19 protein-coding genes and 5 pseudogenes are annotated in these 23,919 nt (G+C 70.3%); 18 read left to right on the top strand and 6 right to left on the bottom strand.

Annotation, left to right across the window (positions count from 1 at the left end; translation table 11 throughout):
* Window positions 1-36 precede the first annotated feature (36 nt).
* From QQK29_RS16665 to QQK29_RS16615, 11 genes and pseudogenes are all read left to right on the top strand, one after another.
* Window positions 37-384: a histidine triad nucleotide-binding protein gene (locus tag QQK29_RS16665; RefSeq protein WP_284301735.1), complete on the top strand. Its 348-nt coding sequence runs from the start codon at window positions 37-39 to the stop codon at window positions 382-384.
* Window positions 385-457: 73 nt separating this feature from the next.
* Window positions 458-1,442: pseudogene (locus QQK29_RS16660) on the top strand (PhoH family protein).
* 3 nt (window positions 1,443-1,445) lie between these two features.
* A pseudogene (gene ybeY / locus QQK29_RS16655) lies at window positions 1,446-1,906 on the top strand (rRNA maturation RNase YbeY).
* 11 nt (window positions 1,907-1,917) lie between these two features.
* Window positions 1,918-3,216, top strand: a complete 1,299-nt coding sequence (locus QQK29_RS16650; protein WP_284301734.1) for a hemolysin family protein — start codon at window positions 1,918-1,920, stop codon at window positions 3,214-3,216.
* Complete coding sequence (gene era, locus QQK29_RS16645) at window positions 3,213-4,112, top strand: GTPase Era (RefSeq protein ID WP_284301733.1); 900 nt, start codon at window positions 3,213-3,215, stop codon at window positions 4,110-4,112. The genes QQK29_RS16650 and era overlap by 4 nt, the downstream gene beginning before the upstream one ends.
* A 215-nt stretch (window positions 4,113-4,327) precedes the next feature.
* Entirely contained in the window at window positions 4,328-5,380 is a 1,053-nt protein-coding gene (locus QQK29_RS16640) for a sensor histidine kinase (protein ID WP_284301732.1), read from the top strand.
* Between the two features lie 73 nt (window positions 5,381-5,453).
* Window positions 5,454-6,116 carry a response regulator gene (locus tag QQK29_RS16635; protein ID WP_284301731.1) on the top strand — a complete coding sequence of 221 codons (663 nt, stop codon included), beginning with the start codon at window positions 5,454-5,456 and terminating at the stop codon, window positions 6,114-6,116.
* 163 nt (window positions 6,117-6,279) lie between these two features.
* Window positions 6,280-7,068: an ABC transporter ATP-binding protein gene (locus QQK29_RS16630; protein ID WP_284301730.1), complete on the top strand. Its 789-nt coding sequence runs from the start codon at window positions 6,280-6,282 to the stop codon at window positions 7,066-7,068.
* A complete protein-coding gene (locus tag QQK29_RS16625) occupies window positions 7,068-7,706 on the top strand; it encodes an FtsX-like permease family protein (RefSeq protein ID WP_348533936.1) in 639 nt (212 codons plus the stop codon). The genes QQK29_RS16630 and QQK29_RS16625 overlap by 1 nt, the downstream gene beginning before the upstream one ends.
* Entirely contained in the window at window positions 7,703-8,479 is a 777-nt protein-coding gene (locus QQK29_RS16620; protein ID WP_284301728.1) for an ABC transporter permease, read from the top strand. The genes QQK29_RS16625 and QQK29_RS16620 overlap by 4 nt, the downstream gene beginning before the upstream one ends.
* 29 nt (window positions 8,480-8,508) lie before the next feature.
* On the top strand, window positions 8,509-11,352 hold the full coding sequence (locus QQK29_RS16615; RefSeq protein WP_284301727.1) for an ATP-binding protein: 2,844 nt from the start codon (window positions 8,509-8,511) through the stop codon (window positions 11,350-11,352).
* Here QQK29_RS16615 and QQK29_RS16610 read toward each other — a convergent pair.
* From QQK29_RS16610 to QQK29_RS16600, 3 genes and pseudogenes are all read right to left on the bottom strand, one after another.
* Window positions 11,334-12,058: pseudogene (locus tag QQK29_RS16610) on the bottom strand (ABC transporter permease). The gene QQK29_RS16615 and the pseudogene QQK29_RS16610 sit on opposite strands and share 19 nt — an antisense overlap.
* A gap of 38 nt (window positions 12,059-12,096) precedes the next feature.
* A complete protein-coding gene (locus QQK29_RS16605) occupies window positions 12,097-13,071 on the bottom strand; it encodes an ATP-binding cassette domain-containing protein (RefSeq protein WP_284301726.1) in 975 nt (324 codons plus the stop codon).
* 68 nt (window positions 13,072-13,139) lie between these two features.
* Window positions 13,140-14,120: a septum formation family protein gene (locus QQK29_RS16600; protein ID WP_284301725.1), complete on the bottom strand. Its 981-nt coding sequence runs from the start codon at window positions 14,118-14,120 to the stop codon at window positions 13,140-13,142.
* A 221-nt stretch (window positions 14,121-14,341) separates the two neighbouring features.
* Between QQK29_RS16600 and leuA the strand changes: the two genes are divergently transcribed.
* Window positions 14,342-16,102: a 2-isopropylmalate synthase gene (leuA, locus tag QQK29_RS16595; protein ID WP_284301724.1), complete on the top strand. Its 1,761-nt coding sequence runs from the start codon at window positions 14,342-14,344 to the stop codon at window positions 16,100-16,102.
* A gap of 238 nt (window positions 16,103-16,340) precedes the next feature.
* Here leuA and QQK29_RS16590 read toward each other — a convergent pair whose 3' ends face one another.
* From QQK29_RS16590 to QQK29_RS16580, 3 genes are read right to left on the bottom strand one after another with little or no spacing between them, the layout of a single operon-like run.
* On the bottom strand, window positions 16,341-17,018 hold the full coding sequence (locus tag QQK29_RS16590; protein WP_284301723.1) for a trimeric intracellular cation channel family protein: 678 nt from the start codon (window positions 17,016-17,018) through the stop codon (window positions 16,341-16,343).
* A complete protein-coding gene (locus QQK29_RS16585) occupies window positions 17,015-17,767 on the bottom strand; it encodes an SDR family oxidoreductase (RefSeq protein WP_284301722.1) in 753 nt (250 codons plus the stop codon). Before QQK29_RS16585 ends, QQK29_RS16590 begins: the two co-directional genes overlap by 4 nt.
* Before the next feature lie 19 nt (window positions 17,768-17,786).
* Window positions 17,787-18,668 carry an RNA polymerase sigma-70 factor gene (locus QQK29_RS16580; RefSeq protein WP_284301721.1) on the bottom strand — a complete coding sequence of 294 codons (882 nt, stop codon included), beginning with the start codon at window positions 18,666-18,668 and terminating at the stop codon, window positions 17,787-17,789.
* Between the two features lie 112 nt (window positions 18,669-18,780).
* On the opposite strand from QQK29_RS16580, the gene QQK29_RS16575 reads away from it, so the two are divergent.
* From QQK29_RS16575 to QQK29_RS16545, 6 genes and pseudogenes are all read left to right on the top strand, one after another.
* Window positions 18,781-19,125 (top strand): PadR family transcriptional regulator, encoded by a 345-nt coding sequence (locus tag QQK29_RS16575; RefSeq protein ID WP_284301720.1) that lies wholly within the window; start codon window positions 18,781-18,783, stop codon window positions 19,123-19,125.
* Window positions 19,122-19,700, top strand: a complete 579-nt coding sequence (locus QQK29_RS16570) for a hypothetical protein (RefSeq protein ID WP_284301719.1) — start codon at window positions 19,122-19,124, stop codon at window positions 19,698-19,700. Before QQK29_RS16575 ends, QQK29_RS16570 begins: the two co-directional genes overlap by 4 nt.
* Before the next feature lie 39 nt (window positions 19,701-19,739).
* Window positions 19,740-20,470: pseudogene (gene recO, locus QQK29_RS16565) on the top strand (DNA repair protein RecO).
* A 607-nt stretch (window positions 20,471-21,077) separates the two neighbouring features.
* Window positions 21,078-21,802, top strand: a pseudogene (locus QQK29_RS16555) (isoprenyl transferase).
* A 65-nt stretch (window positions 21,803-21,867) separates the two neighbouring features.
* The gene (locus QQK29_RS16550; RefSeq protein WP_284301718.1) at window positions 21,868-22,653 is read left to right on the top strand and encodes a hypothetical protein; all 786 of its coding nucleotides are present in this window, start codon (window positions 21,868-21,870) and stop codon (window positions 22,651-22,653) included.
* Between the two features lie 102 nt (window positions 22,654-22,755).
* On the top strand, window positions 22,756-23,916 hold the full coding sequence (locus tag QQK29_RS16545; protein WP_284301717.1) for a PrsW family intramembrane metalloprotease: 1,161 nt from the start codon (window positions 22,756-22,758) through the stop codon (window positions 23,914-23,916).
* The last annotated feature ends 3 nt before the right edge of the window (window positions 23,917-23,919 follow it).

The raw sequence follows: 23,919 nt of genomic DNA, 5'->3' as shown, positions 1-23,919 counted from the left end.
GGCGGCTCGTGGCCAGGGTTCCGTAGGATGGACCCCATGCCGGATGCCCCTTCGATCTTCGAGCGGATCATCGCGCGCGAGATCCCCGCCGACATCGTCTACGAGGATGAGCGTGTGATCGCGTTCCGCGACATCGCGCCGCAGGCGCCTGTGCACCTGCTCGTGGTGCCGAAGACGGCGGAGTACGCGGATGTCGCCGCGCTCGCGGCCGCCGACCCCGGCCTGCTGGCGTACGTCGTCGAGGTCGCGAAGCGTCTCGCCGCCGAGCACGCCGACGGCGACTACCGGCTCGTATTCAACTCCGGCGCGAACGCCGGACAGACCGTCTTCCACGTGCACGCCCACGTGCTCGCCGGAGGACTCACGGAAGGCTCTCTTGGCTGACGGACTCGAACCGAACGGCTCCTCGCCCCGTGCAGAGCAGGGGCATGCGGAACTCGAGGTCGACGGCGTCGCCATGGTGCGGCTGCTCGGCCCCCAGGATCGCCTGCTGACGACCCTCGAGCATCAGTACCCCGAGGTCGAGGTGCTCGTGCGCGGCAACCGCGTGAACCTCGTCGGTCCCGCCGATCAGGTGCAGGCCGCGAGCAAGCTCGTCGCCGAGCTCGTCGAGCTCGTGCGCAAGGGAGTCGACCTGGGGCCGGCCGAGGTCACGACCTCGCGCCGCATCCTCGAGAACGGCGGCGCGCCCGCCGAGGTGCTGAGCCAGGCGATCCTCACGGCACGCGGCAAGGCCATCCGTCCGAAGACCCTCGGGCAGAAGGCGTACGTCGACGCGATCGACGAGAACACGATCACCTTCGGCATCGGCCCCGCCGGCACCGGCAAGACCTACCTCGCGATGGCGAAGGCCGTGCAGGCGCTGCAGCGCAAGGAGGTTGAGCGCATCATCCTGAGCCGCCCGGCCATCGAGGCGGGCGAACGGCTGGGCTTCCTGCCGGGCACGCTCACCGACAAGATCGACCCTACCTGCGGCCGCTCTACGACGCGCTCAACGAGATGATGGACCCGGAGCTCGTGCCGAAGCTGCTCGCGAGCGGCACGGTCGAGGTCGCCCCCTCGCCTACATGCGCGGCCGCACGCTCAACAACTCCTTCGTCGTGCTCGACGAGGCGCAGAACACGACGCCCGAGCAGATGAAGATGTTCCTCACCCGGCTCGGCTTCGGAACGCGGATGGTGGTCACGGGCGACATCACGCAGATCGACCTGCCGACCGCGGCGTCGGGCCTGCAGCTCGTGACGCGCGTGCTCGAGGGCATCGACGACATCCACTTCTCGCGCCTCACGAGCGACGATGTCGTGCGGCACACCCTCGTCGGCCGCATCGTCGACGCCTACACGAAGTACGACGCCGAGAAGCAGGCGCGTGCCCACGAGCGGCGTGAAGCGGCCGAGTTCGCCAACCGCGCCGAGCGCCGCAAGGGTATGGGCAGGAGATAGCGGATGTCGATCGAGATCAACAACGAGTCGGGTGTCGCGGTCGACGAGGCGGCCCTCGTACGGCTGTCGGCGTTCGCCCTCGATTTCCTGCACGTGCACCCGGATGCCGATCTCGCGATCGTGCTGGTCGACGAGGCCGCCATGGAGCAGCTCCACGTGCAGTGGATGGACGAGCCGGGCCCCACCGATGTGCTGAGCTTCCCGATGGATGAGTTGCGTCCCGGCAGCGAAGACGAGGTGACCCCGCAGGGCTGCTCGGCGACATCGTGCTGTGCCCCCAGGTGGCGATCGAGCAGGCCAAGGGCGCCGGCCACTCGACCCAGGACGAACTCCAGCTGCTCACGGCCCACGGCCTGCTGCACCTGCTCGGGTTCGACCACGCCGAGCCCGACGAGGAGCGCGAGATGTTCGGGCTCCAGCGCGACATCCTCATCGGGTTCGCGCACTCCGAACGACGACGCTGACAGGTCAGGTCATGCTCGCGCTGTTCATCGCCGTCGCCGTTCTCGCCGTCGCCTTCGGCGGCCTGCTCGCGGCGGTCGACGCGGCCCTCTCGGTGCTCTCGCGCAGCGACCTGACAGATCTGGCATCCCATCACCGTGCCAAGAAGTCGCTGCTCGCGATCTCCGCCGACCTCGGCGCGCACGTCAACGCCGTCAACTTCGTGCGCGTCTTCTCGGAGGCGCTCGCGGCGGTGCTCGTGACACTCACCTTCGCCTCCGTCTTCGACGACTGGTGGTGGGTGCTGCTCGCCTCGGTCGTCGTCGTCACGGGTATCTCGTTCGTGCTCGTGGGCTCGAGCCCGCGCAGCGTCGGACGCGCGCACGCGAAGGGCGTCGTGATCTTCTCCGCGCTCATCGTGCGTGCCATCCGGGTGGGCCTCGGGCCGCTCGCCTCCGGGCTCGTCGCGCTCGGCAACCGGGTGACCCCTGGCCGCCCCAAGGCGGCCGTGAGCTTCTCGAGTGAGGAGCAGCTGCTCTCGATGGTCGACGAGGCCACCGAACTCGAGGTGCTCGAAGAGGACGACCGGGAACTCATCCACTCGATCTTCGAGTGGGGCGACACGGTCGTGCGCGAGGTGATGGTGCCGCGCACCGACATGGTCACGATCGAGGCGGATGCCTCGATCGGCTCCGCGCTCGGCCAGTTCTTCCGCACCGGCGTCTCGCGTATCCCCGTGATCGGCCGCGACACCGACGAGGTGCTCGGCGTGCTCTACCTGCGTGACGTCGCGCGCATCAGTCACGAGCAGCCGCTCGATGCCGCCTCGATCGCGGTGCGCGACATCGCGCGCCCGGCCGCGTTCGTGCCCGAGTCGAAGAAGGCCGACGACACCCTGCGCCAGATGCAGCGTGACTCCACGCATCTGGCGATGGTCGTCGACGAGTACGGCGGTATCGCGGGCCTCGTGACGCTCGAAGACCTCATCGAGGAGCTCGTCGGCGACATCTCCGACGAGTACGACCGTGAGACTCCGGATGTCGTGCAGCTCGGCGAGGGCATGTACCGCGTGAGCGCGCGGCTGCCCACCGACGAGCTCGGCGACCTGTTCGGCATCGAGCTCGACGACGACGACGTGGATTCGGTGGGCGGCCTGCTCGCCAAGACGCTCGGCCGCCTACCGGTTCCCGGCTCCTCGGCGAGCGTCTCCGGTCTCGTGCTGACCGCGGAGCGCACCGAGGGCCGCCGCAAGCGGCTCTCGACGGTCGTGGTGGAACGGGATGCCGCGCTCATCGACGCGGAGCAGGCTTTCGACAGCGAGGAGCAGCGGTGAACGCAGCATCCGGGTTCCGTGCCGGGTTCGTGACCTTCGTGGGCCGCCCGAACGTCGGCAAGTCGACGCTCACGAACGCGCTCGTGGGGGAGAAGGTGGCGATCACCTCACCCAAGCCCCAGACGACGCGCTCGGCGATCCGCGGCATCGTGCACATCGAGGCCGGGCAGCTCGTGATCGTCGACACCCCCGGCATCCACCGCCCGCGCACCCTGCTGGGCGAACGGCTCAACGCGGTCGTCACCTCGATCCTCGGCGACGTCGACGTGATCGGGTTCTGCGTGCCCGCCGACGAGAGGATCGGGCCCGGCGACCGGTTCATCAACGAGCAGCTCGACGCGTTCCCGCGCGCCAAGAAGGTCGCCATCGTCACCAAGATCGACGCGGTGTCGCGCCCCGCGGTGGCGCAGCAGCTGCTCGCCGTGAGCGAGCTGCGCGAGTGGGAGGCGATCATCCCGGTGTCGGCGACCGACAGCATCCAGCTCGACACCCTCACGACGCAGCTCATCGGCCTCATGCCCGAGTCGCCGCCGCTGTATCCCGACGACGCGACCACCGACGAGACCCTCGAGCATCGCATCGCCGAGCTCATCCGCGAGGCGGCCCTCGAGGGCGTCTCCGACGAGCTGCCGCACTCGCTCGCGGTGACGATCGACGACATCGTGGAGCGCGACGACAAGGAGCTCGTCGAGGTCTACGCCAACCTCTGGGTCGAGCGCGACAGCCAGAAGGGCATCATCATCGGCAAGGGCGGTGCCCGCCTGCAAGAGGTCGGCGCCCGCGCCCGGGCAGGCATCGAGCCGCTCATCGGCTCGCAGGTGTTCCTCTCGCTGCGCGTCAAGGTGGCGCCCAACTGGCAGCGCGACCCCAAGCACCTGTCGCGCCTCGGCTTCTGACGGCGGCCGGCGGATACATCGCCCGGATGATTTCCTCACACCGGTGCCCGCCCCGCGGCCCGCGCCGCGTACCGTGAGGGGCATGTTCCGCACACTCACGGCCCCGCAGCTCGCGGTCGACATCGTGGTCGGAGCGCTCTTCTTCGTGCTGTGCAGCCTCGTCATGTTCGGCGGCGGCGTGGGGTGGCGGGGCCAGCACGGGCTGGCTGATCGTCGTGGTGCTCGGGATGTCGATCGCCCTCACCGTGCGCCGTCTCGCGCCCGGCGCAGCGCTCGCGGCGGCGTGGGTCATCGCGATCGTGCAGATGGCCGCGCAGGTCGTGCCGAACCCGGCCGACGTCGCCACCTTCGCGGTGGTCTACACGGCGGCCGCCTACGGGACCTCGCTCACCCGGTGGCTGTCGCTGGCATCCGCTGTCGTGGCCCCGGCGGCGATCACGGGTTACATCCTGTTCACCCAGGGGATCGGCGAGCTCGCCATGTGCGTGCAGTTCCAGTACGCGTACTGCGCGAGTTACGTGCCCGACCTCGCCCAACGCGGAGCCGGATGGTTCGTCGCGTTCGCGTTCGCGTATCTGCTGGCCTGGGCGACGGGCCAGCTCGTGCGCACCCGCATCCGGGCGGGGCAGAGCAGAGCCGCCATGCTTGCGGCCGAGCAGGAGGTCGCGGCCGAGCAGGAGCGCACGCGCATCGCACGGGACATGCACGACGTGGTCGCCCACTCGCTCGCGGTCGTGGTCGCCCAGGCAGACGGCGCCCGCTACGCGGCGCGCACCGATCCGGCCGCGGCCGAGGAGGCCCTCGGCACGATCGCCGCGACGGCGCGGGAAGCCCTCGGTGACGTGCGGGTGCTGCTCGCCCAGTTGCGTCACCGGCAGGAGGACGCGCCCCAGCCGACGCTCAACGACCTCGATCCGCTCCTCGAGCAGTTGCGCGCATCCGGGCTGCAGCTCGTGCGCGACGATCGCGGCGATCCGCTGCCGCTCGGCACCTCGCAGCAGATCGCCGTGTACCGGATCGTGCAGGAGTCGCTCACCAACGCCCTGCGGCACGCCGACACCGACCGCGAGGTGCGGGTGCGGTTCAGCTGGAGCTCGCACGGCCTCGAACTCGCTGTCGTGAGCTTCCTGCCCGAGGTGAAGAGTCGAACCGGGATGATCCCGGTCGCGACCGCATCGACCGGCCACGGCATAGCCGGCATGACCGAGCGCGCCGCGCTCGGGGAGGCTGGCTGCGTGCCGGCCCCGACCAGGGGCGCTTCGTCGTGACGGCGTGGTTGCCGTACCAGCCCTCGGGCTCTCATGCGCCCATCGTCGCCCCCAGCCAGGAGGAACCCGCCAGATGACCGAGTCGATCCGCGTCGCCCTCGTCGACGACCAGGCGCTGTTCCGCACGGGCATCCGGATGCTCGTGAGCTCCCAGCCCGACCTCGCGTTCGTGGGCGAGGCGGGCGACGGCCTCGAGGGGGTGGCGCTCGCGGCGCGCACCGAGCCTGACGTCGTGCTCATGGACATCCGCATGCCCGTCATGGACGGCATCGAGTCGACGGAGCGGATCCTCGCGGCATCCGACGCGGCGGGTCGCGCGACGCGGGTCATCGTGCTCACGACCTTCGACCTCGACGAGGCGGCGGCGCGGGCCATCCGTGCCGGGGCGAGCGGGTTCCTGCTGAAGGACTCCGACCCCGAGTTCCTGCTGGCGGCGATTCGCACCGTTCACGCCGGAACCGCGGTGATCGCGCCCTCGGCCACGCGCGAGCTCTTCGAGCACTTCGACTCCCGGAACGGCAGCGCCGAGGAGCCGCCCGAGTTCGGGAGCCTCACCTCGCGCGAACGGGAGGTGTTCCTGCTCGCCGGGCGGGGCATGTCGAACTCCGAGATCGCGCGCAGCGAGTACGTGTCCGAGGCGACGGTGAAGACTCACATCTCGCGCATCCTCGCCAAGCTCGGCCTGCGCGACCGCGTGCAACTCGTCGTGTACGCCTTCGAGAACCGCCTGCTATAGGCCCCCGCCGATGGGCCAAACGCTGTAGCACTTGACCCACCGAACCGGCATTGACTGGTGCGCCCGGCCAAGCGCTACAGCGTTTGACCATCATCCTTCCGGCGTACACGGATGCGTCTCCCGCCCGACGCGGAGGCCGTCGCGCGCTCCGTAGCGTCGAGGCATGGACATCACCACGACCATCCCGACCGTCGGCGCGGAAACCGCGCGCGCGAGCCTCGTCGCTCGCGTCGAGAACCTCACCAAGAGCTACGGCGCCCACGGGGCGCGCGTCGACGCGCTGCGCGAGGTGACCCTCGGCATCCGGCGAGGCGAGTTCACGGCCATCATGGGCCCCTCGGGCTCCGGCAAGTCGACGCTCATGCACATCATGGCGGGACTCGATTCGTCCAGCTCCGGCCGGGTCTGGCTCGGAGACACCGAGATCGGGGGTCTCGGCGACGAGCAGCTGACTCTGTTGCGCCGTCGTCGCATCGGCTTCGTGTTCCAGGCCTTCAACCTCGTTCCGACGCTCGATGTGGAGGGCAACCTGCTGTTGCCGTTCGAGCTCGACGGACGCACGCCGAGCGCGCGCGAACGCGAGTGGATCGACGAGCTCGAGACCGTGCTCGGGCTCGACCCGCGCCTCACGCACCGCCCGCACGAACTCTCCGGTGGGCAGCAGCAGCGCGTGGCGATCGCGCGAGCCCTTGTGACGCGCCCCGAACTCGTGTTCGCCGACGAACCCACCGGCAACCTCGACTCCCGTACCGGCCGCGAGGTGCTGCAGGTGCTGCAGACGGCGACGCGCAGCTACGGTCAGTCGATCGCCATGGTCACCCACGACCCGATCGCGGCGAGCTTCGCGGATCGCGTGGTGTTCCTGGCCGACGGTCGGGTGGTCGCCGACCGCACCCAGATGGATGCGTCCGAGATCGCGTCGTTCATGCTCTCGATCGAGCAGGTGGCGTGATGGCCGCCGGTTCGACCTCGACGGGGTTGCGCGAGCACGGCTCGTCGATCCTCGTCGCGCTGCTCTCCTCCGCGTTCGGCGTCGCGCTGCTGCAGGTCACCGGGGTGCTCGCGGATGTGATCGGAGCCGACCCGGTCACGGGCGGGAGCCCCACGGTGCACCTCATGCTCATGGTCGTCGCGTGGGTCTTCATCGCGATCGCGATCTATGTCGGCTCGGTCGTGACCGTCAACACCTTCGCCACGATCGTGGCCGGCCGTGCCCGCATGATCGCGCTCCTGCGCTTGATCGGGTCGAGCGCCCGGCAGCAGCGCCGCGCGGTGGCTCGGGAGGGTCTCGTCGTCGGGATCATCGGGGCGATCGCCGGCGCCGCCGTCGGCACCGGGTTGGCCGTGCTGCTCGAACGCATCGCGGTGTGGGTCGGGTGGCTTCCCGAGGTACCGCACGACTGGGCCGATCCAGGACTCGCTGCCCCGATCGTGACGGTCGTGCTCACCACCTGGATCGCGGCCTGGGTCGGCTCCCGCCGCGTGCTCACCGTGACGCCCCTGCAGGCCATCGGGGAGCGCAGCCGCTTTCGCACGAGGAACTGCGCGCACGCCCCGGTCGCAATGCGCTCGCGATCACCCTCATCGTGATCGGCACCGGCATCCTCGTGCTCTCGATGCTGCTGGGCCTGGTCACCCCGTTCGCCGTGCTCATCGGCGTCGTCGGCGGCATTCTGTCGTTCACGGGCGTGGTGCTCGCGGCGCACCTCATCGTGCCGCCGGCTCTCCGGCTCGTCGGGCGGATGCTGGGCCGCAGCCCGTCGGCACGGCTCGCCGCCGCGAACGCGGTGCGCTACCCCGAACGCGCCTCGCGCACGACCATCGGCGTCGTCATCGGTGTGACCCTCGTGACGATGTTCGGGGTCACGATGGCGAGCTTCCGCCAGCTGATCCAGGAGGCCAGCGCCAACGAGCCGGAGGTGTACGCGGGCACGCAGGACCTGCTCACGAGCATCACCGCCGTGTTCTCGGTGCTCATCGGCGTCTCGGCGCTCATCGCGGCGGTCGGACTCGTCAACGCGCTCTCGCTGAGCGTGCTGCAGCGCACCCGCGAACTCGGTCTGCTGCGGGCTCTCGGGTTCTCGCGCGGGCAGCTGCGTCGCATGATCCTCGCCGAGAGCGTGCAGCTGACCGGCACCGCCGTACTCGTGGGCCTCGTGCTGGGCACCTTCTACGGGTGGGTGGGCGCGCAGTCGCTGCTGGGTTCCGCGAAGGGGATGCCGGGCATCGTACTGCCGGGCGTGCCGTGGGTGATCGTGGCGATCGTGGTGGTCGCCGCCGCGGTGCTGACGCTCGTCGCAACCGTGACCCCGTCGCGCCGCGCGACCCGCGTGAGCCCCATCACGGCGCTCGCGGTGGAGTAGCCACCCCGCCGCGGTTCTAGGGTGGACCGGTGCGGATTCGGATGTTGGGCGGCTGGGCCGTCGAGCACGCGGGCGAGCCCGTCGAGATCACGGGGGACCGGCAGCGTGCGCTGCTGTTCCGACTCGCCCTCGAGCCGCAGGCGCACCTCGGCTATCGCGCGATCGCCGAAGACGTCTGGCCCGACGACCCGCCCGAGAACCCGCGCGCCGCGCTGCAATCGCTCGTCTCGCGGCTCCGGGCGCAGCTGCCCGTGGACGTCGTCGCCTCGACCCCGGGCGGCTACCGCCTCGAGTTGCCGCGCGAGGCGATCGACGCCGTGCGGTTCCAGGACCTCGTGGCGGCGGCCACCGCATCCGACGACGCGGGGGAGTCCACGCGGTTGGCGAGCGAGGCGCTGGAGCTCTGGCAGGGCGCGCCGTGGACTCCGGATGCCGGCTACGACTGGTTCGAACGCGATCTGTCGCGCGATCATGCTGCGGCATCCGCCCGCGCGGGCCGCCCGAGCGATGACCGGCAGTTCGCGCGGCTGCCCGCCCCGCTCACCGAGCTCATCGGGCGCGCGTCGGAGCTGGAGAGCGTGGCGGCCCAGCTCGAGCTCTCGCGGCTCGTGACGATCCTCGGCCCAGGCGGGGCGGGCAAGACGCGGCTCTCTCTCGAGGCCGGGAGCCAGCATCCGCCCGCGGTGTTCGTCGAGCTCGCGCCCGCGGGTCCCGACGAGGTGTGGCAGGCCGTGCTCGGCGCGCTCGGTCGCGATATCCGCACGGCGTCGGGCACGGATGCGGGCGCCGCGGCGAGCGTGCGGGAGCGTGTCGTCGATGCCGTACGCGGACGCGAGCTGCTGCTCGTGCTCGACAACTGCGAGCACGTCATCGAGACCGCCGCCGAGTTGGCCGCCGAACTGCTGACGGCCGAGGTTCGGCTGCGCATCCTCACGACGAGCCGTGAGCCGCTCGGCGTTCCCGGCGAGGCCTTCGTGCCGCTCGGACCGCTCGGCGACGCGGACGCCGAACGCCTCTTCGCCGACCGCGTGCGCGCCGCGCGGGGGCGCGCCATCGAGACCGACGAGGCCGACGCCGCCCGCCGGATCCGGGAACGTCTCGACGGCCTGCCGCTCGCGCTCGAGCTCGCCGCCGCGAAAGCGCGCACCCTCACCCTGCACGAACTCGCCGCAGGGCTCGACGACCGCTTCGCGCTGCTCTCGGGCGGCCTGCGCACCGCCCTGCCGCGACACCAGACCCTGCGGGCTCTCATCGACTGGAGCTGGACGCTGCTCGATGACGACGAGCGCGAGCTGGTCATGGCATCCGCGTTGTACCCGGCGGGCGTCGCGACGCTCGACGCCGCCGAGGTCGCTGCCGCGCACAGTGTGCCCGAGGCGACCTTCGACGGCCTCGTCGACAAGTCGCTGCTGTACCGCTCGCGGGGCCGGTATCAGGCGCTCGAGACGATCCGCGAGTACGGCCTGGAGAGGCTCGGCGAGAGCGGCAGGCTCGACGCGCGACGGCGCGAGCAGGCGGTGCGCCTCGCGGATGCCGTGGCGCGCCACGATCTGCGGCTGCGCGGCCCCGAGATCCACGGCGCCCTCCGCTGGTTCGACGAGGAGGACGACAACCTCGCGAGCGTGCTGCGCTACGCACTCGCCGCGGGCCTCGACGCGCAGGCGATGCGGATCGTCGCGGGGGCGGCCTGGTACTGGATCATCCGCGACCGCAACGAAGACGCCGTGGGCTGGCTGCGACAGGTGGCGCCGCTCGCCGCGCAGGGCGAGAGCGACGACGCGCTCATCATCCGCGCCGTCTCGCTCATGGTGGGGGCCCTCGCGGGCGTGGAGGATGCGAGCGGCCTCGCCCTCGGGGTGGACCTGCAGAGCGAGCTCGACCGGCTCGCCGAACTCGCACAGCACAGCGAGAACGACCTGTTGCAGGTGATGCCGCCGCTCATGCGCACCTTCGCCGCCTCGCTCGCGGGCGATCCGTTGCCCACGAAGCTCGATCTCACCGCCGACGACAGCCGCGCCCTCCGCCCCTGGCCGCGCGCCATGCTCGCCGCCGTGCGGGCCGCTCTCGCCCACAACGTCGGCGACACGGCGGTGCTCGAACGTTCGAGCGCGGAGGCCGTCGAGCTGTTCGCGCAGCTGGGCGATCTGTGGGGCCTGGCGCTCGCACGCCAGATGCGCTCGCAGTGGCTCGCTCTCGCGGGACGATTCGAGGAGGCGCTCGACGCCGCCGAGGAGGCGACCGTGCATCTGCGGGCGATCACCTCGGCGTGGGATCTGCAGCAGCAGCAGGGCCTCGCGGTGACCCTCCTCGTGCGGATGGGGCGCATCGACGAGGCGCGCGAGCGGGCGACCCAGTTGCTCGACGAGGCGCACGTGACGGGCTCGTCGCGGGCGCTGCTGTTCGCCCGCCTGAACGCCACGATGCTCGCTCTCACGCTCGGGGAGCTCGACGTCGCGGAGGAGCAGTTCGCACTTGCCGAGCAGGCGGCCGCCGACTGGCAGTCAGCGCCACCGCAGATGACCGCACTCGTCGCGACCGCATCCGGCCGCCTCGCGATCGCTACCGGGCGCTTCGCGGATGCCGTCGCGGCCCTCGATGGTGCCGCGAGCGCCGCCGTACTGAGTGCCGACCAGCCCGTCATGGCATCCGTCGCCGTCGCCCTCGCCGAGCTCGCCTGGGCGAGCGGGGATGCGGCCGGGGCTCGCGACGCCATCGAGATCGCGGAGACCCTGCGCGGTGCTCCGGATCTGTCGGATCCGCTCGAACACACTCTGCGGGAACGCCTGTCGGCGGCACCCGACTCGGACGAGCCGGGCACCGCCGGGGAGTTCGCGGCCGAGACCGCGCGCATCCGTCAGATCTTGCGGCGGTAGGCCCAGGTCGCGAGGGGGAAGAACACCGCCACCAGCACGACGCAGCTCGCGAGCACCCACAGCACCTGGCCGGCGACGGTCGTATCGCCCGCCATGAACTCAGGCCCCACGAGCAGGCCGCGCATCGCCTCGATCACGTGGTTCACGGGGTTGATGGCGATCCAGCCCTGCATCCAGTCCGGCAGGGTGTCAGCGGGTACGAAGGCCGACGACCCGAAGGTCAGCGGGAACACCACGAGGAACGAGATGCCCTGCACGGCACCCGAGCTGCGGGCGAGCATGCCGACGAAGACCGAGATCCAGCACAGGCTCACGGCGAACACGATCATGAGCGCGATGGCCAGCAGCACCTCGAGCGCCGAGGTGTGGAACCGGAAGCCGATGAGGGCGCCGAACGCGAGGCTGACGCCGACCGCGATCGCATGCCGCACGATGTCGCCGAGCACCGCACCGATGAGGGTGCGGAACGCGAGATCGGCAGGGAGCGGAAGCGGTCGAAGACGCCGTTCTTGAGGTCGGTGTTGAGATTCACGCCGATCGTCATCGAGGTGAACATGATCGTCTGCACGATGATCGCGGGCAGCGTGAAGAGCAGGTACTGCTCGGTGCCTCCGGCGATCGCGCCGCCGAAGATGAACACGAAGATCACCGTCATGAGCACCGGCTGCAGCGTCACGTCGATGAACTGCTCCGGGTTGCGCACCATCTTGGTGACGGTGCGGCGAGCGAGGATGACGGCGTCCATCAGGCGGCCGCTCCTTCCGTTTCGAGGGACGCGTCGGTGGTCTCGACGCGGCCGGTGAGGGCGTAGAAGACCTCGTCGAGGCTCGGCAGCCGCAGCGCGAGCTCGGTCACGGCGATGCCTTCCTCGGCGAGACGGGCGACGGTGCGCACGAGGGCGTCGTCTCCGGCGACGGGCACTGAAACCTGGTCGTCGGACGGATGCTCGGGTGCGCGGGTGCCGACCTCCGCCAGCAGCGCGGTCACGCGCGGCAGCTGGGCGGCATCCTCGGGGCGCACCACGAGGGTCTGCCCGCCGAGCTGCGACTTGAGGCCCAGAGGAGTGTCGTGGGCGATGACCCGCCCGTGGTCGATCACGGTGATCTCGTGGGCGAGGGCGTCGGCCTCCTCGAGGTATTGCGTCGTGAGCAGCACGGCCGTGCCGTCGGCCACGAGCTGCCGCACCATCGACCAGACGTCGTCGCGCTTGGCGGGGTCGAGGCCGGTGGTGGGCTCGTCGAGGTAGACGACGCTCGGGTGCCCGACGAGGCTCGCGGCGAGATCGAGCCGACGACGCATGCCGCCCGAGTAGGTCTTCGCGAGGCGACGTGCGGCATCCGAGAGCTCGAAGCGCTCGAGCAACTCGGCGGCGCGGGCCTTCGCGTCGCGTGAGCTCAACTGCAGCAGGCGGCCGATCATCACGAGGTTCTCGACCCCGGTGAGATCCTCGTCGACGCTCGCGTACTGACCGGTGAGACCGATCGTGCGGCGCACCGCGGCGGGGTCGGCGAGCACATCGTGGCCGCCGACCCGCGCGGTTCCCGAGTCGGGGCGCAGCAGGGTCGCGAGGATGCGCACAGCGGTGGTCTTGCCGGCCCCGTTGGGTCCGAGCACCCCGAGAACGCGCCCCGGTGGCACCTCGAGGTCGACACCGGCGAGCGCCTGGGTCGAGCCGAAGCTCTTGGTGAGGCCGTGGGCCTCGATGGCGTAAGTGGTCATGCATCCGAGGATGCGCCGCGGGCGCTGTCACGCCGCTGTCGCGCGCTGTCGCCGGGTGTCGGCCGACGTCAGGAGCCGACGCCGCCCCCGCCTTCCACGAGGTCATCGATCGTGACGCCCGCGGTCGTCGAGAGCAGGCAGCCGAAGGGGTAGTAGCCCTCGGGATCGACGTCGTCGCGGAGCACCGTCCAGTCCTCCGATCCGTAGCTCGTTCCCCACGCGAAGTAGTCGTTCGCGTTCCAGGAGCCGTAGGCCACGCGAACCGCCGCCTCGCAGAAGCGGCTCGCCTCGGCGAACGCGTCGTCATCCAGATCGGCCGCGCGCAGCACGAAGTCCTCGTCGAACAGGCCGAGGGCGTCGAAGGTGAGCATGGTCTGGTCGGTGTGGGGCCGGTCGCACGGAGTGATGTCGAGGTAGCCCTCCTCATCGGCGGTGTAGCAGTCGCGTGCGCGCGCGGGGAAGTCGCGATCGAAGAGGCTCGCGATCGTGAGGTCGGAGCGAGGATAGGTGACCGGGTCGAACCAGCTCACGACGCACCGCACGCGGTGGTCCCCGCCGCGAAAGCCCGCGGAGTCCGCGAGCACCGATTCGACCGTGAAGTTGCCTCCGGGGAGCAGCCGGAGGTCGTGTGCCGCCACGCCGCTCACCTGCATGCCATCCCACCCGAGCAGTTCGCGCATCGCGTCGCCGCAGGCGTCGCGCGTCCAGAGGTCGTAGCGGTGGGCGTCGCCCGCGATGCCGTAGTAGCCCGAGAGCTCCTCCCACACCTGGCGCGCGTTGCCCTCGGCCACAAGGGATTCCATCTCGGGCCACTCCACGAACCCGATGATGTCGACATAGTGCGCGGCACCGCACGAGACGCGGTCGTCCTGGTCGAGCGCGCGCACCGTCAAGGCGGCATAGCAGGAGCCGACCTCGACGGCCGCATCGGCAGGGATCGGTTCCGGAACCTCGACCGGCCCCTTCGGGATCGGCAGCGGCAGCGCGCATCCGCTCAACAGGGTGAGCAGGGCGACGCCCGCGAGGGCGGCGGTGAGGCGACGGTGCACAGGTCCTCCGGTGGTGGTGGCGTCAGATTAGCGCCGAATGCTCAGGTGCGGTGCCCCTCATTCGGGCGTCTCGTCGCATGCCGGATGGGCGCGGTGCTACCCTGATTCCGTGCGCTTCGGCCTGCTTCTTCTTAGCTGCCGCGACGGGGCCTAACTCTCAGGCCTTCCCCGTCGCGGAGTCTGTCGTTGGCTGACCATTCCCAGACGGAAGAACCAGAGACATGAAGAACACCCAGAAGCCCTCGTCGATGCCGATCCACCGGTATCGCCCGTATCACGAGCAATTCCGCGTCGAGCTGCCAGATCGCACCTGGCCCGACACGCACATCGAGAAGGCACCCATGTGGTGCGCGGTCGATCTGCGCGACGGAAACCAGGCCCTCATCGATCCGATGAGCCCCGAGCGCAAGCGCATCATGTTCGACCTGCTCGTGCGCATGGGCTACAAGCAGATCGAGGTGGGTTTCCCCTCGGCGAGCCAGACCGACTTCGACTTCGTGCGGCAGCTCATCGAGGAGCAGCTCATCCCGGACGACGTCACCATCCAGGTGCTGACCCAGGCGCGCGACCATCTCATCGAGCGCACCTATGAGTCGATCCGCGGCGCTGCGAACGTCATCGTGCACCTGTACAACTCCACGAGCGTGCTGCAGCGCGACGTCGTGTTCCGCACCGACAAGCAGGGCGTCATCGACATCGCCCTCGCCGGCGCCCGTAAGTGTCGCGAGCTGGAGAGCACCGTTCCCGGCACGAACGTCTACTACGAGTACTCGCCCGAGAGCTACACGGGCACCGAGCTCGAGTTCGCCGTCGACGTCTGCAACCAGGTGCTCGAGGTGTTCGAGCCCACCCCCGAGCGCAAGGTCATCATCAACCTGCCCTCCACCGTCGAGATGGCGACGCCGAACGTCTACGCCGACTCGATCGAGTGGATGAGCCGCCACCTGAACCACCGCGAGAACGTCATCCTGAGTCTGCACCCGCACAACGACCGCGGCACCGCGATCGCGGCGGCCGAACTCGGCTACCAGGCCGGCGCCGACCGCATCGAGGGCTGCCTCTTCGGCAACGGCGAGCGCACCGGCAACGTCGACCTCGTCGCGCTCGGCATCAACCTGTTCACCCAGGGCATCGATCCGCAGATCGACTTCTCCGACCTCGACAGCATCCGCGTGACCGCCGAGTACTGCAACCAGCTGAAGGTGCACGAGCGCAGCCCGTGGGCGGGTGACCTGGTCTACACGGCGTTCTCGGGTTCGCATCAGGACGCCATCAAGAAGGGCTTCGAGGCGATGGATGCCCGCGCGGCCGAGACCGGAACGCCGGTGGCCGACCTGGAGTGGGCGGTGCCGTACCTGCCCGTCGACCCGAAGGATCTGGGTCGCGGCTACGAGGCCGTCGTGCGCGTGAACTCGCAGTCGGGCAAGGGCGGCGTCGCCTACCTGCTGAAGACCGACCACGCCCTCGACCTGCCGCGCAAGCTGCAGATCGAGTTCAGCCAGGTCGTGCAGGCCAAGACGGATGCCGAGGGCGGCGAGGTCACGAGCGAGCAGATCTGGGAGGTCTTCCAGGACGAATACCTGCCGGCGGACGCCCACGACGACAAGTGGGGTCGCTATGAACTGCTCTCGACCCGCACGGCGAGCGAGCTGACCGGCACCGTGAGCCTCGACATCCGCTGGCGCGTCGGTGACGAGGTCACCGAGACGCACGGCGAGGGCAACGGTCCGATCGCGGCGTTCCTCGGCATCCTCGAGACGCAGGGGCACGGCATCAAGCTGTACGACTACGTCGAGCACACCCTCAGCGCATCCGGCGACGCGCAGGCCGCGGCCTACGTCGAGTTGCAGGTGGGCGACAAGCGCCTGTGGGGCGTGGGAATCGACGCCGACATCTCGACCGCGTCGCTCAAGGCCGTCGTGTCTGCCGTGAACCGCGCCGTGCGCACCGAGACCGGCGACCGCGAACTCGCCGCCGTCTGAGCGGCCCTCCAGCTCCTTCGGGAGGACGGCCCGCCGTGCCCGCGCCCCACGAGGGCGCGTCGGCGGCGCGTCGTCCTCCCGAAGGCACCGAATCCGCGAGGGTACGTGCTTCTGCGCGAAGACGGCCCCACAAGGGCCCCGAAGCACGTACTCTCGCGGTCAGTCACGCACGCGTGGGCGTGAGCTGAGGTGCAGCAGCGGCCCCCTCACGCTCGCGGAAGGGGCCCCATCCGCCACCTCAGTCGGCATCCTTCCGTGGCCTGCGTACGATGCGGATGGCGCCCGTCGGCAGGTGCCGTTGTTCGGGCAGGGTCCAGTGGAACGCCACCGCGAGCACGCGCACCCCGAAGGTCACGACGACGCACACGATGCCGGCCACGAGTGCATTGACACCGAAGCCGTCGAGCACCGCGAGCGTCGTCGCCCCGACGATCGCGGCGACGGCGTAGAGCGAGCCCACCTGCATGATCGAGATGGGCAGGTTCAGCAGCAGATCGCGCAGGATGCCGCCGCCGACGGCCGCCACGGCGCCCACGAAGATCGCCGGAACCACCGGCAGCCCGAACGCGAGCGCCTTCGTCGTGCCGAGCGCGCCGAACAGGCCGAGCATCACGGCGTCGAGCACGTTGATCGTCACGCTCAGCCGGTGCACGAGCCGCTGCAGCAGCATCCCGAGCAACGCGGAGACCGTCGCCACCGGCAGGTACCAGTTGCTCTGCAGGGCCAGCGGCACCTGGTTCAACAGCAGGTCGCGCAGGATGCCGCCGCCGAAGCCGGTCGCGATGCCTACGATCGCGACGCCCAGCAGGTCGAGCCGCCGGTCACGGAACTGGGCTGCGAACGCCGCCCCCTGCAGACTGCCGATCGCGACCGCGACGAGGTCCATCCACAACGGGATCACGAAGGCGTCGGTCACGCCCCATTCGTAGCACGCTCGGGGTGCTCCAGGGCGAGGTACTCGCGGAAGGTGACGCGACCAGCGCCCGGCAGGCCGCTCGCGAGCTTGCCCTCGCGCACCGCGCGGGCGAATGCGCCAGGGAGTCGCACTGACCAGATGGGGCGCCGGATGCCGTGCGCGCGCTGCCACTGCTCGGCGTGCTGCCGCAGCGACAGCAGTTCGGGTCCGCCGAAGTCGGCTGCGCGCCCCGACGGGGCTGCCTCGGCGAGCTCGGCGAGGCGCTCGGCCACCTCGGGCATGTGAACCGTCTGCACCCAGGCGGGCACGACGAACGTCACCGGCAGGCGTCGCTGCGCGTCGAGGAACTCCGCGACGAACCCGTGGAACTGCGTCACCCGGATGATCGTGTGCGGGATGCCGGACGACTCGATCGCCTGCTCGCTCGCCAGCTTGTCGCGGTAGTACGCGTAGGGCACCTGGTCGACACCGACGATCGAGATGAACACGAGGTGTGCGCCGGTGCCGGCCATCGCATCCAGCAGCATCCGCGTCTGGCCGATGTCCTTTCGGCGCGTGGTGGCGAGGTGCACGACCGCGTCGACACCCACCAACGCGTCGGCGAGTCCCGCGCCCGTCGTGAGGTCGCCGACCGCGTGGCCGTCGCCGGGTCGGCGGCTGAACACGCGCACGTCGTGCCCGCGGGTGCAGAGCGCTTCGACGGTGGGGCGGCCGAGGCGGCCGGTGCCGCCGGTGACGAGGATGAGCATGAGGGTCCTTTCTCGGGCTTCACCCCCTGTGACCGGATGGCACCTCGATTCGTGACAGCTTCGCCGGATTCATGACGTTGTAGAAGCCGCGGATGCCGTCGGCCGCGATGTCGAGGGTCCACACGGCGATCGGCTGTTCGCCGCGCAGGCTCACGAAGGCGAGCTCCCCGTTGTAGAGCGCCGGCACGTTCTCGAGGTCGGCCGCGAACTTCTCGAGCACGCCGAGCAGGTACCGCGCGACGTTGTGCCGCCCTGCGACAGGTCTGCGAGCGGCCTGCACCACGCCGCCGCCGTCGGAGACCGCGACGATGTCGTCGGCGAGCACGGCCTCGAGAGCTTCGAGGTCGCCCTGCTGAGCGGCCGCGAGGAATGCGGCGAGCAGGCGCTCCCGCTGCGCGTCGGTGACGGATGCCGCGCGTGCGCGCTCGAGATGGGCGCGCGCCCGCGAGCCCCACTGCCGCGCGTTCGCTTCGCTCGTCTCGAGCACCTCGGCGATGCGTCGGTACGGGTAGTCGAAGGCCTCATGCAGCACGTACGCCGCGCGCTCGGTGGGCGTGAGGCGCTCGAGCAGCAGGAGCACCGCGAACGAGAGCGCCTCGGCGCGCTCGGCTCCGAGCGCCGGATCCGCGGAGGTGTCGACGGGCTCGGGCAGCCACGAGCCGACGTAGCGCTCGCGGCGGGCGCGTGCCGAATCGAGTTCGGTCAGAGCGAGCCGGGTCACCGTGGTCGCGAGGAACGCCGCCGGCTCGCGGACGCGCTCGTGGTCGGCGCCCTGCCAGCGCAGCCAGGCCTCCTGCACGAGGTCCTCGGCCTCGGCGACCGTGCCCATCATCCGATACGCGATCCCGAACAGGCGCGGTCGCACGCTCTCGAAGGTCGCGAGGGCGGTGTCCGGCACCATGCGTCCATCCTGTCCGAATGCGCGCGTCGCCGCTGACATCCGGCGGATCTCAGTGGGGCGACCCACCTAGCTATCTTGCGCTGCATGTTAGTCAGCCAGTAGCATGTGACGCATGACAGCGGCAAGTGACCAGGCGACGCAACTGCGGCGCGGCGTGGTCGAGGCCTGCATCCTCGGGCTGCTTGCGCGCGAGCCCATGTACGGCTGGCAGCTCGCAGACCGCCTCATCACCGATGGCGCGATCATCGCCAGCATCGGCACGCTCTATCCCGTGCTCGCGCGACTGCGCGAGCGCGGCGAGGTCACGAGCTACGAGGTCCCGTCGGAGTCGGGCCCGCCGCGCCGCTACTACGAACTGACGGATGCCGGCCGGCGCACTCTGCAGATCTTCCGCGGAGAGTGGATCCTGTTCACCACCTCCGTCGAGCGATACATCACCCCGGAGGAGACATCGTGACCGCGATCGAGAAGTATCTGACCGAACTCGACGAGTTGCTCCTCGACGTCGACCCCGCGATCCGCGACGGCCTTGTGAACGGCATCCGCGAGGAACTCGCCGGAATGAGCGACGCGGATGCCGCCGAGAGGTTGCGTGCGATCGGCGCCCCCGCCTTCGTGGCTGCGAGCGCTCGTGCGGAGTTGTCGCAACCGAAGGCCGCCCGCCGAAACGACCCCGCGTGGTACTCGGTGGCGACGGTAGTGCTCGGTTCGATCGGCGGCTTCCTCATTCCGGTGCTCGGCTCGATCATCGGACTCGTCATGTTGTGGATGGCCGCGAACTGGCAGTTGCGGCACAAGGTGGTCGGCACCCTGCTGACGGCGCTCGGTTCGGGCGGCGTGTTCCTCATGCTGGTGCCCTTCTACTCCGTGGCGACGGTGACGACCTCAGGGTCAGGCGACAACCCCAATCCGCTCATTCCGGCGGCTGCGTCCGCTCCGTGGAGTGCCATCCTGTTCTTCGCACTCGCCGTCGCGTGGTTCGCCGGTTGGATCTGGTTGCTTGTGGCTGCGGAATGCGCGCGTCGCCGCTGACATCCGGCCGGATGTCAGACCTGCGGGGCACAATGGAGCGTGCCTGTTTACCGTGACGAAGCCGTCGTGCTGCGCACCCACAAGCTGGGTGAGGCCGACCGTATCGTCACGATGCTGAGCCGGCAGCACGGCAAGCTGCGCGCCGTCGCGAAGGGCGTGCGGCGCACGGGCTCGCGGTTCGGTGCTCGGCTCGAGCCGTTCATGGTCGTCGACGTGCAGTGCTACATCGGCCGCAGCCTCGACATCGTGCAGCAGGCCGAGATGCTCGGCTCGTACGGCGGCGACATCGCCGGCGACTACGCGCGCTTCACGGCCGCGAATGCCATGGTCGAGACCGCCGACCGCCTCACCGAGCACGAGGCGGGGCTGCAGCACTACCTCCTGCTCGTGGGGGCGTTGCGCTCGTTGAGCCGTGGGGAGCACGCACCCGGGCTCACCCTCGACTCCTACCTGCTGCGTGCCCTGTCGATCGCCGGATGGGCGCCGAGCTTCGTCGACTGCGCCGTCACGGGCGAACCCGGCCCGCACTCGGCATTCGTCGTGCAGCTCGGGGAGTGGTGTCGGATGCCGCAGCGCCTCCCGGGTCACCGCGCCTGGATCCCTCCACCCTGGCACTGCTCGCGGCGCTCCTCGCGGGCGACTGGGCCACCGCGGATGCCGCCGACGAGCGCACGCGCGCCCAGGCATCCGGCGTCGCAGCCGCCTACACGCAGTTCCATCTCGAGCGCGGCCTGCGCTCCCTCGAACACGTCGACCGCACCATCGCGTAGCCGCCGCCGCGGGCCCCCTGCTGTTGTGCAGGAACCCTGCTGTTGTGCAGGAAACCCCGCGCGACAGAGATTCGCGTGCGCCGGAATACCGGGCTTCGCCACGTCCGTTCCTGCAGAACAGACCGAGATGTCCTGCACAACGGCGAACTCCTGCACAACAGCACCGAGTTCGAGGAGGTGCCGCAGAATCGTGCGACTTGATCGAATCGGGCCCGGATTTCGACCAACTTGCACGATTCCCGGGTACCTCACGTGAGGGGCGACGAGGCGGCGGCCGACGGTCGCACCCGTCGCGCGATCACCGGGCGGCGAACCGGGGAGGCGGCGGGAGCAACTTCTCCCGCCGCGTGATCGCTTCGCCGTCCGCGCTCGCGGCTCCTCCCGCCGATGGTGCGGCTGCTCCCGCCGCGTGATCGCTTCGCCGCCCGAGCCCGCCGCTGCTCCCACCGCTGGGGCGGCTGCTCCCGCCGATGGCCCACTGCCCAGAGTCGGCAGTGCCGACCCCGCGCAGACGCCGTAGGGTCGTCGTGTGGCCCCCGTCGAGAAGACCCACCGCGACGCGGTCGACTTCGTCCCGCTCGACTGGACAGGCAAGCACCCGCCCGCCATGCCGGCATCCGCGGTTCCCGCGCACGTCGCGATCGTCATGGACGGCAATGGCCGCTGGGCCAACCGCCAGGGCCTCACGCGCATCGAGGGGCACAAGGCGGGCGAGGCGGCGCTGCTGGATGTCGTGGCCGGCGCGATCCAGATCGGCGTGAAGCACCTCTCGGTCTACGCCTTCTCGACCGAGAACTGGAAGCGCAGCCCCGACGAGGTGCGCTTCCTCATGGGGTTCAACCGCGACGTGCTGCACCGACGCCGCGACCAGCTCAACGAGTGGGGCGTGCGGGTGCGCTGGGCGGGCCGCACTCCGCGTCTTTGGCGCTCGGTGATCGATGAGCTGCGCTTCGCCGAGCAGCTCACCGCGCACAACAACACGCTCACCCTCACGATGTGCGTCAACTACGGGGGCGCACAGAACTGCAGGATGCCGTGCGCGGCATCGCGCGCGAGGTCGCCGCCGGGCGGCTCAGCCCCGATCGCATCAGCGAGAAGACGATCGCGCGGCACCTGTACATCCCCGATATGCCCGACGTCGACCTGTTCGTGCGCAGCTCGGGCGAGCAGCGCACGAGCAACTTCCTGCTGTGGCAGAGCGCCTACGCCGAGATGGTGTTCCTCGACACGCTCTGGCCCGACTTCAGCCGCGAGCAGCTGTGGCGGGCGATCGAGGTCTACGGGCAGCGCACGCGTCGCTTCGGCGGCGCGATCGACGCGCCGACGGCGTAGGGCCACGCGGCCCGCCGCGTCGGTGCGAACGCCGAGCGGAATGTCGGCTGCGTTAGGGTCGCAGGGTGGATCTCGTTCCGCTGCTCGTCGTCGCTCTCATCCTCCAGGCCGCCATCCTCGCCCTCCAGGTGGGCGACGCGATCACCGGTTTCATCGACGCGCGTCGCGTGCGCGACACGGATGACCCCGAGACGATCACGCGCTCGAGCGTGCGCGAGCTGACCTGGACGATGGCCGTCACGGCGATCTCGGCCGTGCTCGTCGCTTTCGGAGTGGATGCCGCGGCCCGCGCGCTGTTCGACCTCGCGCGCCCGGGGGCCGCGTTCGCGCTGCTCTTCGTGATCGCGCTCATCGCCTTCGCGATCGGTACGGTGTCGGTGCTCGCGGTCGTGCGTCAGAACCGGCCCACCTACGCCCGCATCCGCCGCGATCTGCGCGACCGCGCCATCCTGCAGCTCGAGGCGGAGGAGCTCGCCGAGTTCGACACGCGGCTCGCCGAGGCCGATCGCTCCCTCGCCCGGCGCTCGGCCGCCGCGCCCACGCTGCGGCTGGTGGCACTGCTCGCGGTGCTCGGCATCGGGGTCGCCGCGTCGATCGCCGCCTTCGCCGACGGCGAGATCGCCTTCGCCGTGCTGGCCATCGTCGGTGCGGGCCTCGCGATCGCCGCGTTCATCGTCGCGGTGCGGGCCTCGGTCGTGCGTCAGGAGGCCATCGACGCGGTGCGCGCCGCTCAGCGAGCCGAGGTGGTCGCCCTTCTCGAACGCGCCCGCATCCCGCAGCGCAAGAACGTGCCGGGGCTGCGCGATCGGGTCACGCGCGCACTCGCGATTCTGCGCGAACAGCAGAAGTAACCGCCTGCCTCGATCGGACCGCGCGGATCGGTAGGGTGTCCGCATGTCGTTGCCATCCACCACGAACCCGTACGCCCCCAGCCCGCCGCGGCACCCGCCGAGGTGCAGGCGCAGACGCAGCTGCCGCCGCAGCCCGCCTTCCAGCAGCCGGCCCGGCCACGCAACGCCTTGTTCGGATGGGCGATCGCGGGCTTCGTGGTGATCGGCATCTTCGGCATCGCGCTGCTCGGCTACCTGTTCCTCGCGCTCGGCCCGGTGCTTCTCATCGCGGGCGGCTTCCTCGCGCTGCTACCGCTCGTCGCCGTGGCCTTCGGTGTGCTGTGGATCGACCGCTGGGAGCCCGAACCCCGGGGCCTGCTGGTCTTCGGATTCCTCTGGGGCGCGATCATGTCGGTCGCGATCGCGCTCATCGTCGACATCGCGGCGCAGTTCACCGACTACATGCTCGGCATCAGCCCGGATGTCGGGGATGTGCTCGGCACCGTCGTGCAGGCACCTGTCGTCGAGGAGCTGGCCAAGGGTCTCGGCGTGCTGCTCATCTTCCTCATCGCACGCAAGTACTTCGACGGTCCCGTCGACGGCATCGTCTACGCCGCCACGATCGCGGGCGGCTTCGCCTTCACCGAGAACATCCTCTACTTCGCGCAGTCGATGGCCTCGGGCGGGATCGTGTCGACCGACATCGCCCTGACCTTCTTCGTGCGCGGGGTCATGTCGCCCTTCGCGCACGTGATGTTCACCGCCGTCACGGGCCTCTTCATCGGCTGGTGGGGGCGCAAGAGCGTCGGGGGAGGCGTCGGCGGCTTCTTCGTGGGACTCATCGGCGCCATGGCGCTGCACGCGCTGTGGAACGGCACCTCGTACCTCGGCCTCATCGGCTGGTTCCTGCTCTACGTCGTCGTGCAGGTGCCGCTCTTCGCGGGGGCGATCGTGCTCGTCGTGAAGCTGCGCAAGCGGGAGGCCCAGCTCACCCAGGAGCGCCTCGCCGAGTACGCGGCGGCGGGATGGATCAGCCCGGATGAGGTGGCCACTCTCGGCACCGGCGCGGGTCGGAAGCAGGCGATGACCTGGGCGAAGAGCAACGGGCACGCGATCCTCATGAAGAGCTACATCCGTGACGCCACGCGGCTCGCGTTCACCCGTCAGCGCATCGTGTCCGGCCGTGACCAGGTGGGGGCGCAGTCCGACGAGCGGGAGCTGCTCGCCAAGCTCACGGCGTCGCGTCAGGCACTCATGTCGGCCACACGCCCGGCCGGAGTGTGAGCG

Origin of the sequence: Homoserinibacter gongjuensis (assembly GCF_030161875.1) — a bacterium.
Classification (GTDB): Bacteria; Actinomycetota; Actinomycetes; order Actinomycetales; family Microbacteriaceae; genus Homoserinibacter; species Homoserinibacter gongjuensis.
This window is presented reverse-complemented; position numbering and strand designations above follow the sequence as displayed.

Coding starts and splice junctions, on each gene's coding strand:
- QQK29_RS16650 (WP_284301734.1), top strand. CDS start 1,918: ATGCTCGCGCTGTTCATCGCCGTCGCCGTTCTCGCCGTCGCCTTCGGC.
- QQK29_RS16585 (WP_284301722.1), bottom strand. CDS start 17,767: ATGCTCATCCTCGTCACCGGCGGCACCGGCCGCCTCGGCCGCCCCACC.
- QQK29_RS16630 (WP_284301730.1), top strand. CDS start 6,280: ATGGACATCACCACGACCATCCCGACCGTCGGCGCGGAAACCGCGCGC.
- QQK29_RS16665 (WP_284301735.1), top strand. CDS start 37: ATGCCGGATGCCCCTTCGATCTTCGAGCGGATCATCGCGCGCGAGATC.
- QQK29_RS16625 (WP_348533936.1), top strand. CDS start 7,068: ATGGCCGCCGGTTCGACCTCGACGGGGTTGCGCGAGCACGGCTCGTCG.
- QQK29_RS16580 (WP_284301721.1), bottom strand. CDS start 18,668: ATGGTGCCGGACACCGCCCTCGCGACCTTCGAGAGCGTGCGACCGCGC.
- QQK29_RS16605 (WP_284301726.1), bottom strand. CDS start 13,071: ATGACCACTTACGCCATCGAGGCCCACGGCCTCACCAAGAGCTTCGGC.
- QQK29_RS16575 (WP_284301720.1), top strand. CDS start 18,781: ATGACAGCGGCAAGTGACCAGGCGACGCAACTGCGGCGCGGCGTGGTC.
- QQK29_RS16635 (WP_284301731.1), top strand. CDS start 5,454: ATGACCGAGTCGATCCGCGTCGCCCTCGTCGACGACCAGGCGCTGTTC.
- leuA (WP_284301724.1), top strand. CDS start 14,342: ATGAAGAACACCCAGAAGCCCTCGTCGATGCCGATCCACCGGTATCGC.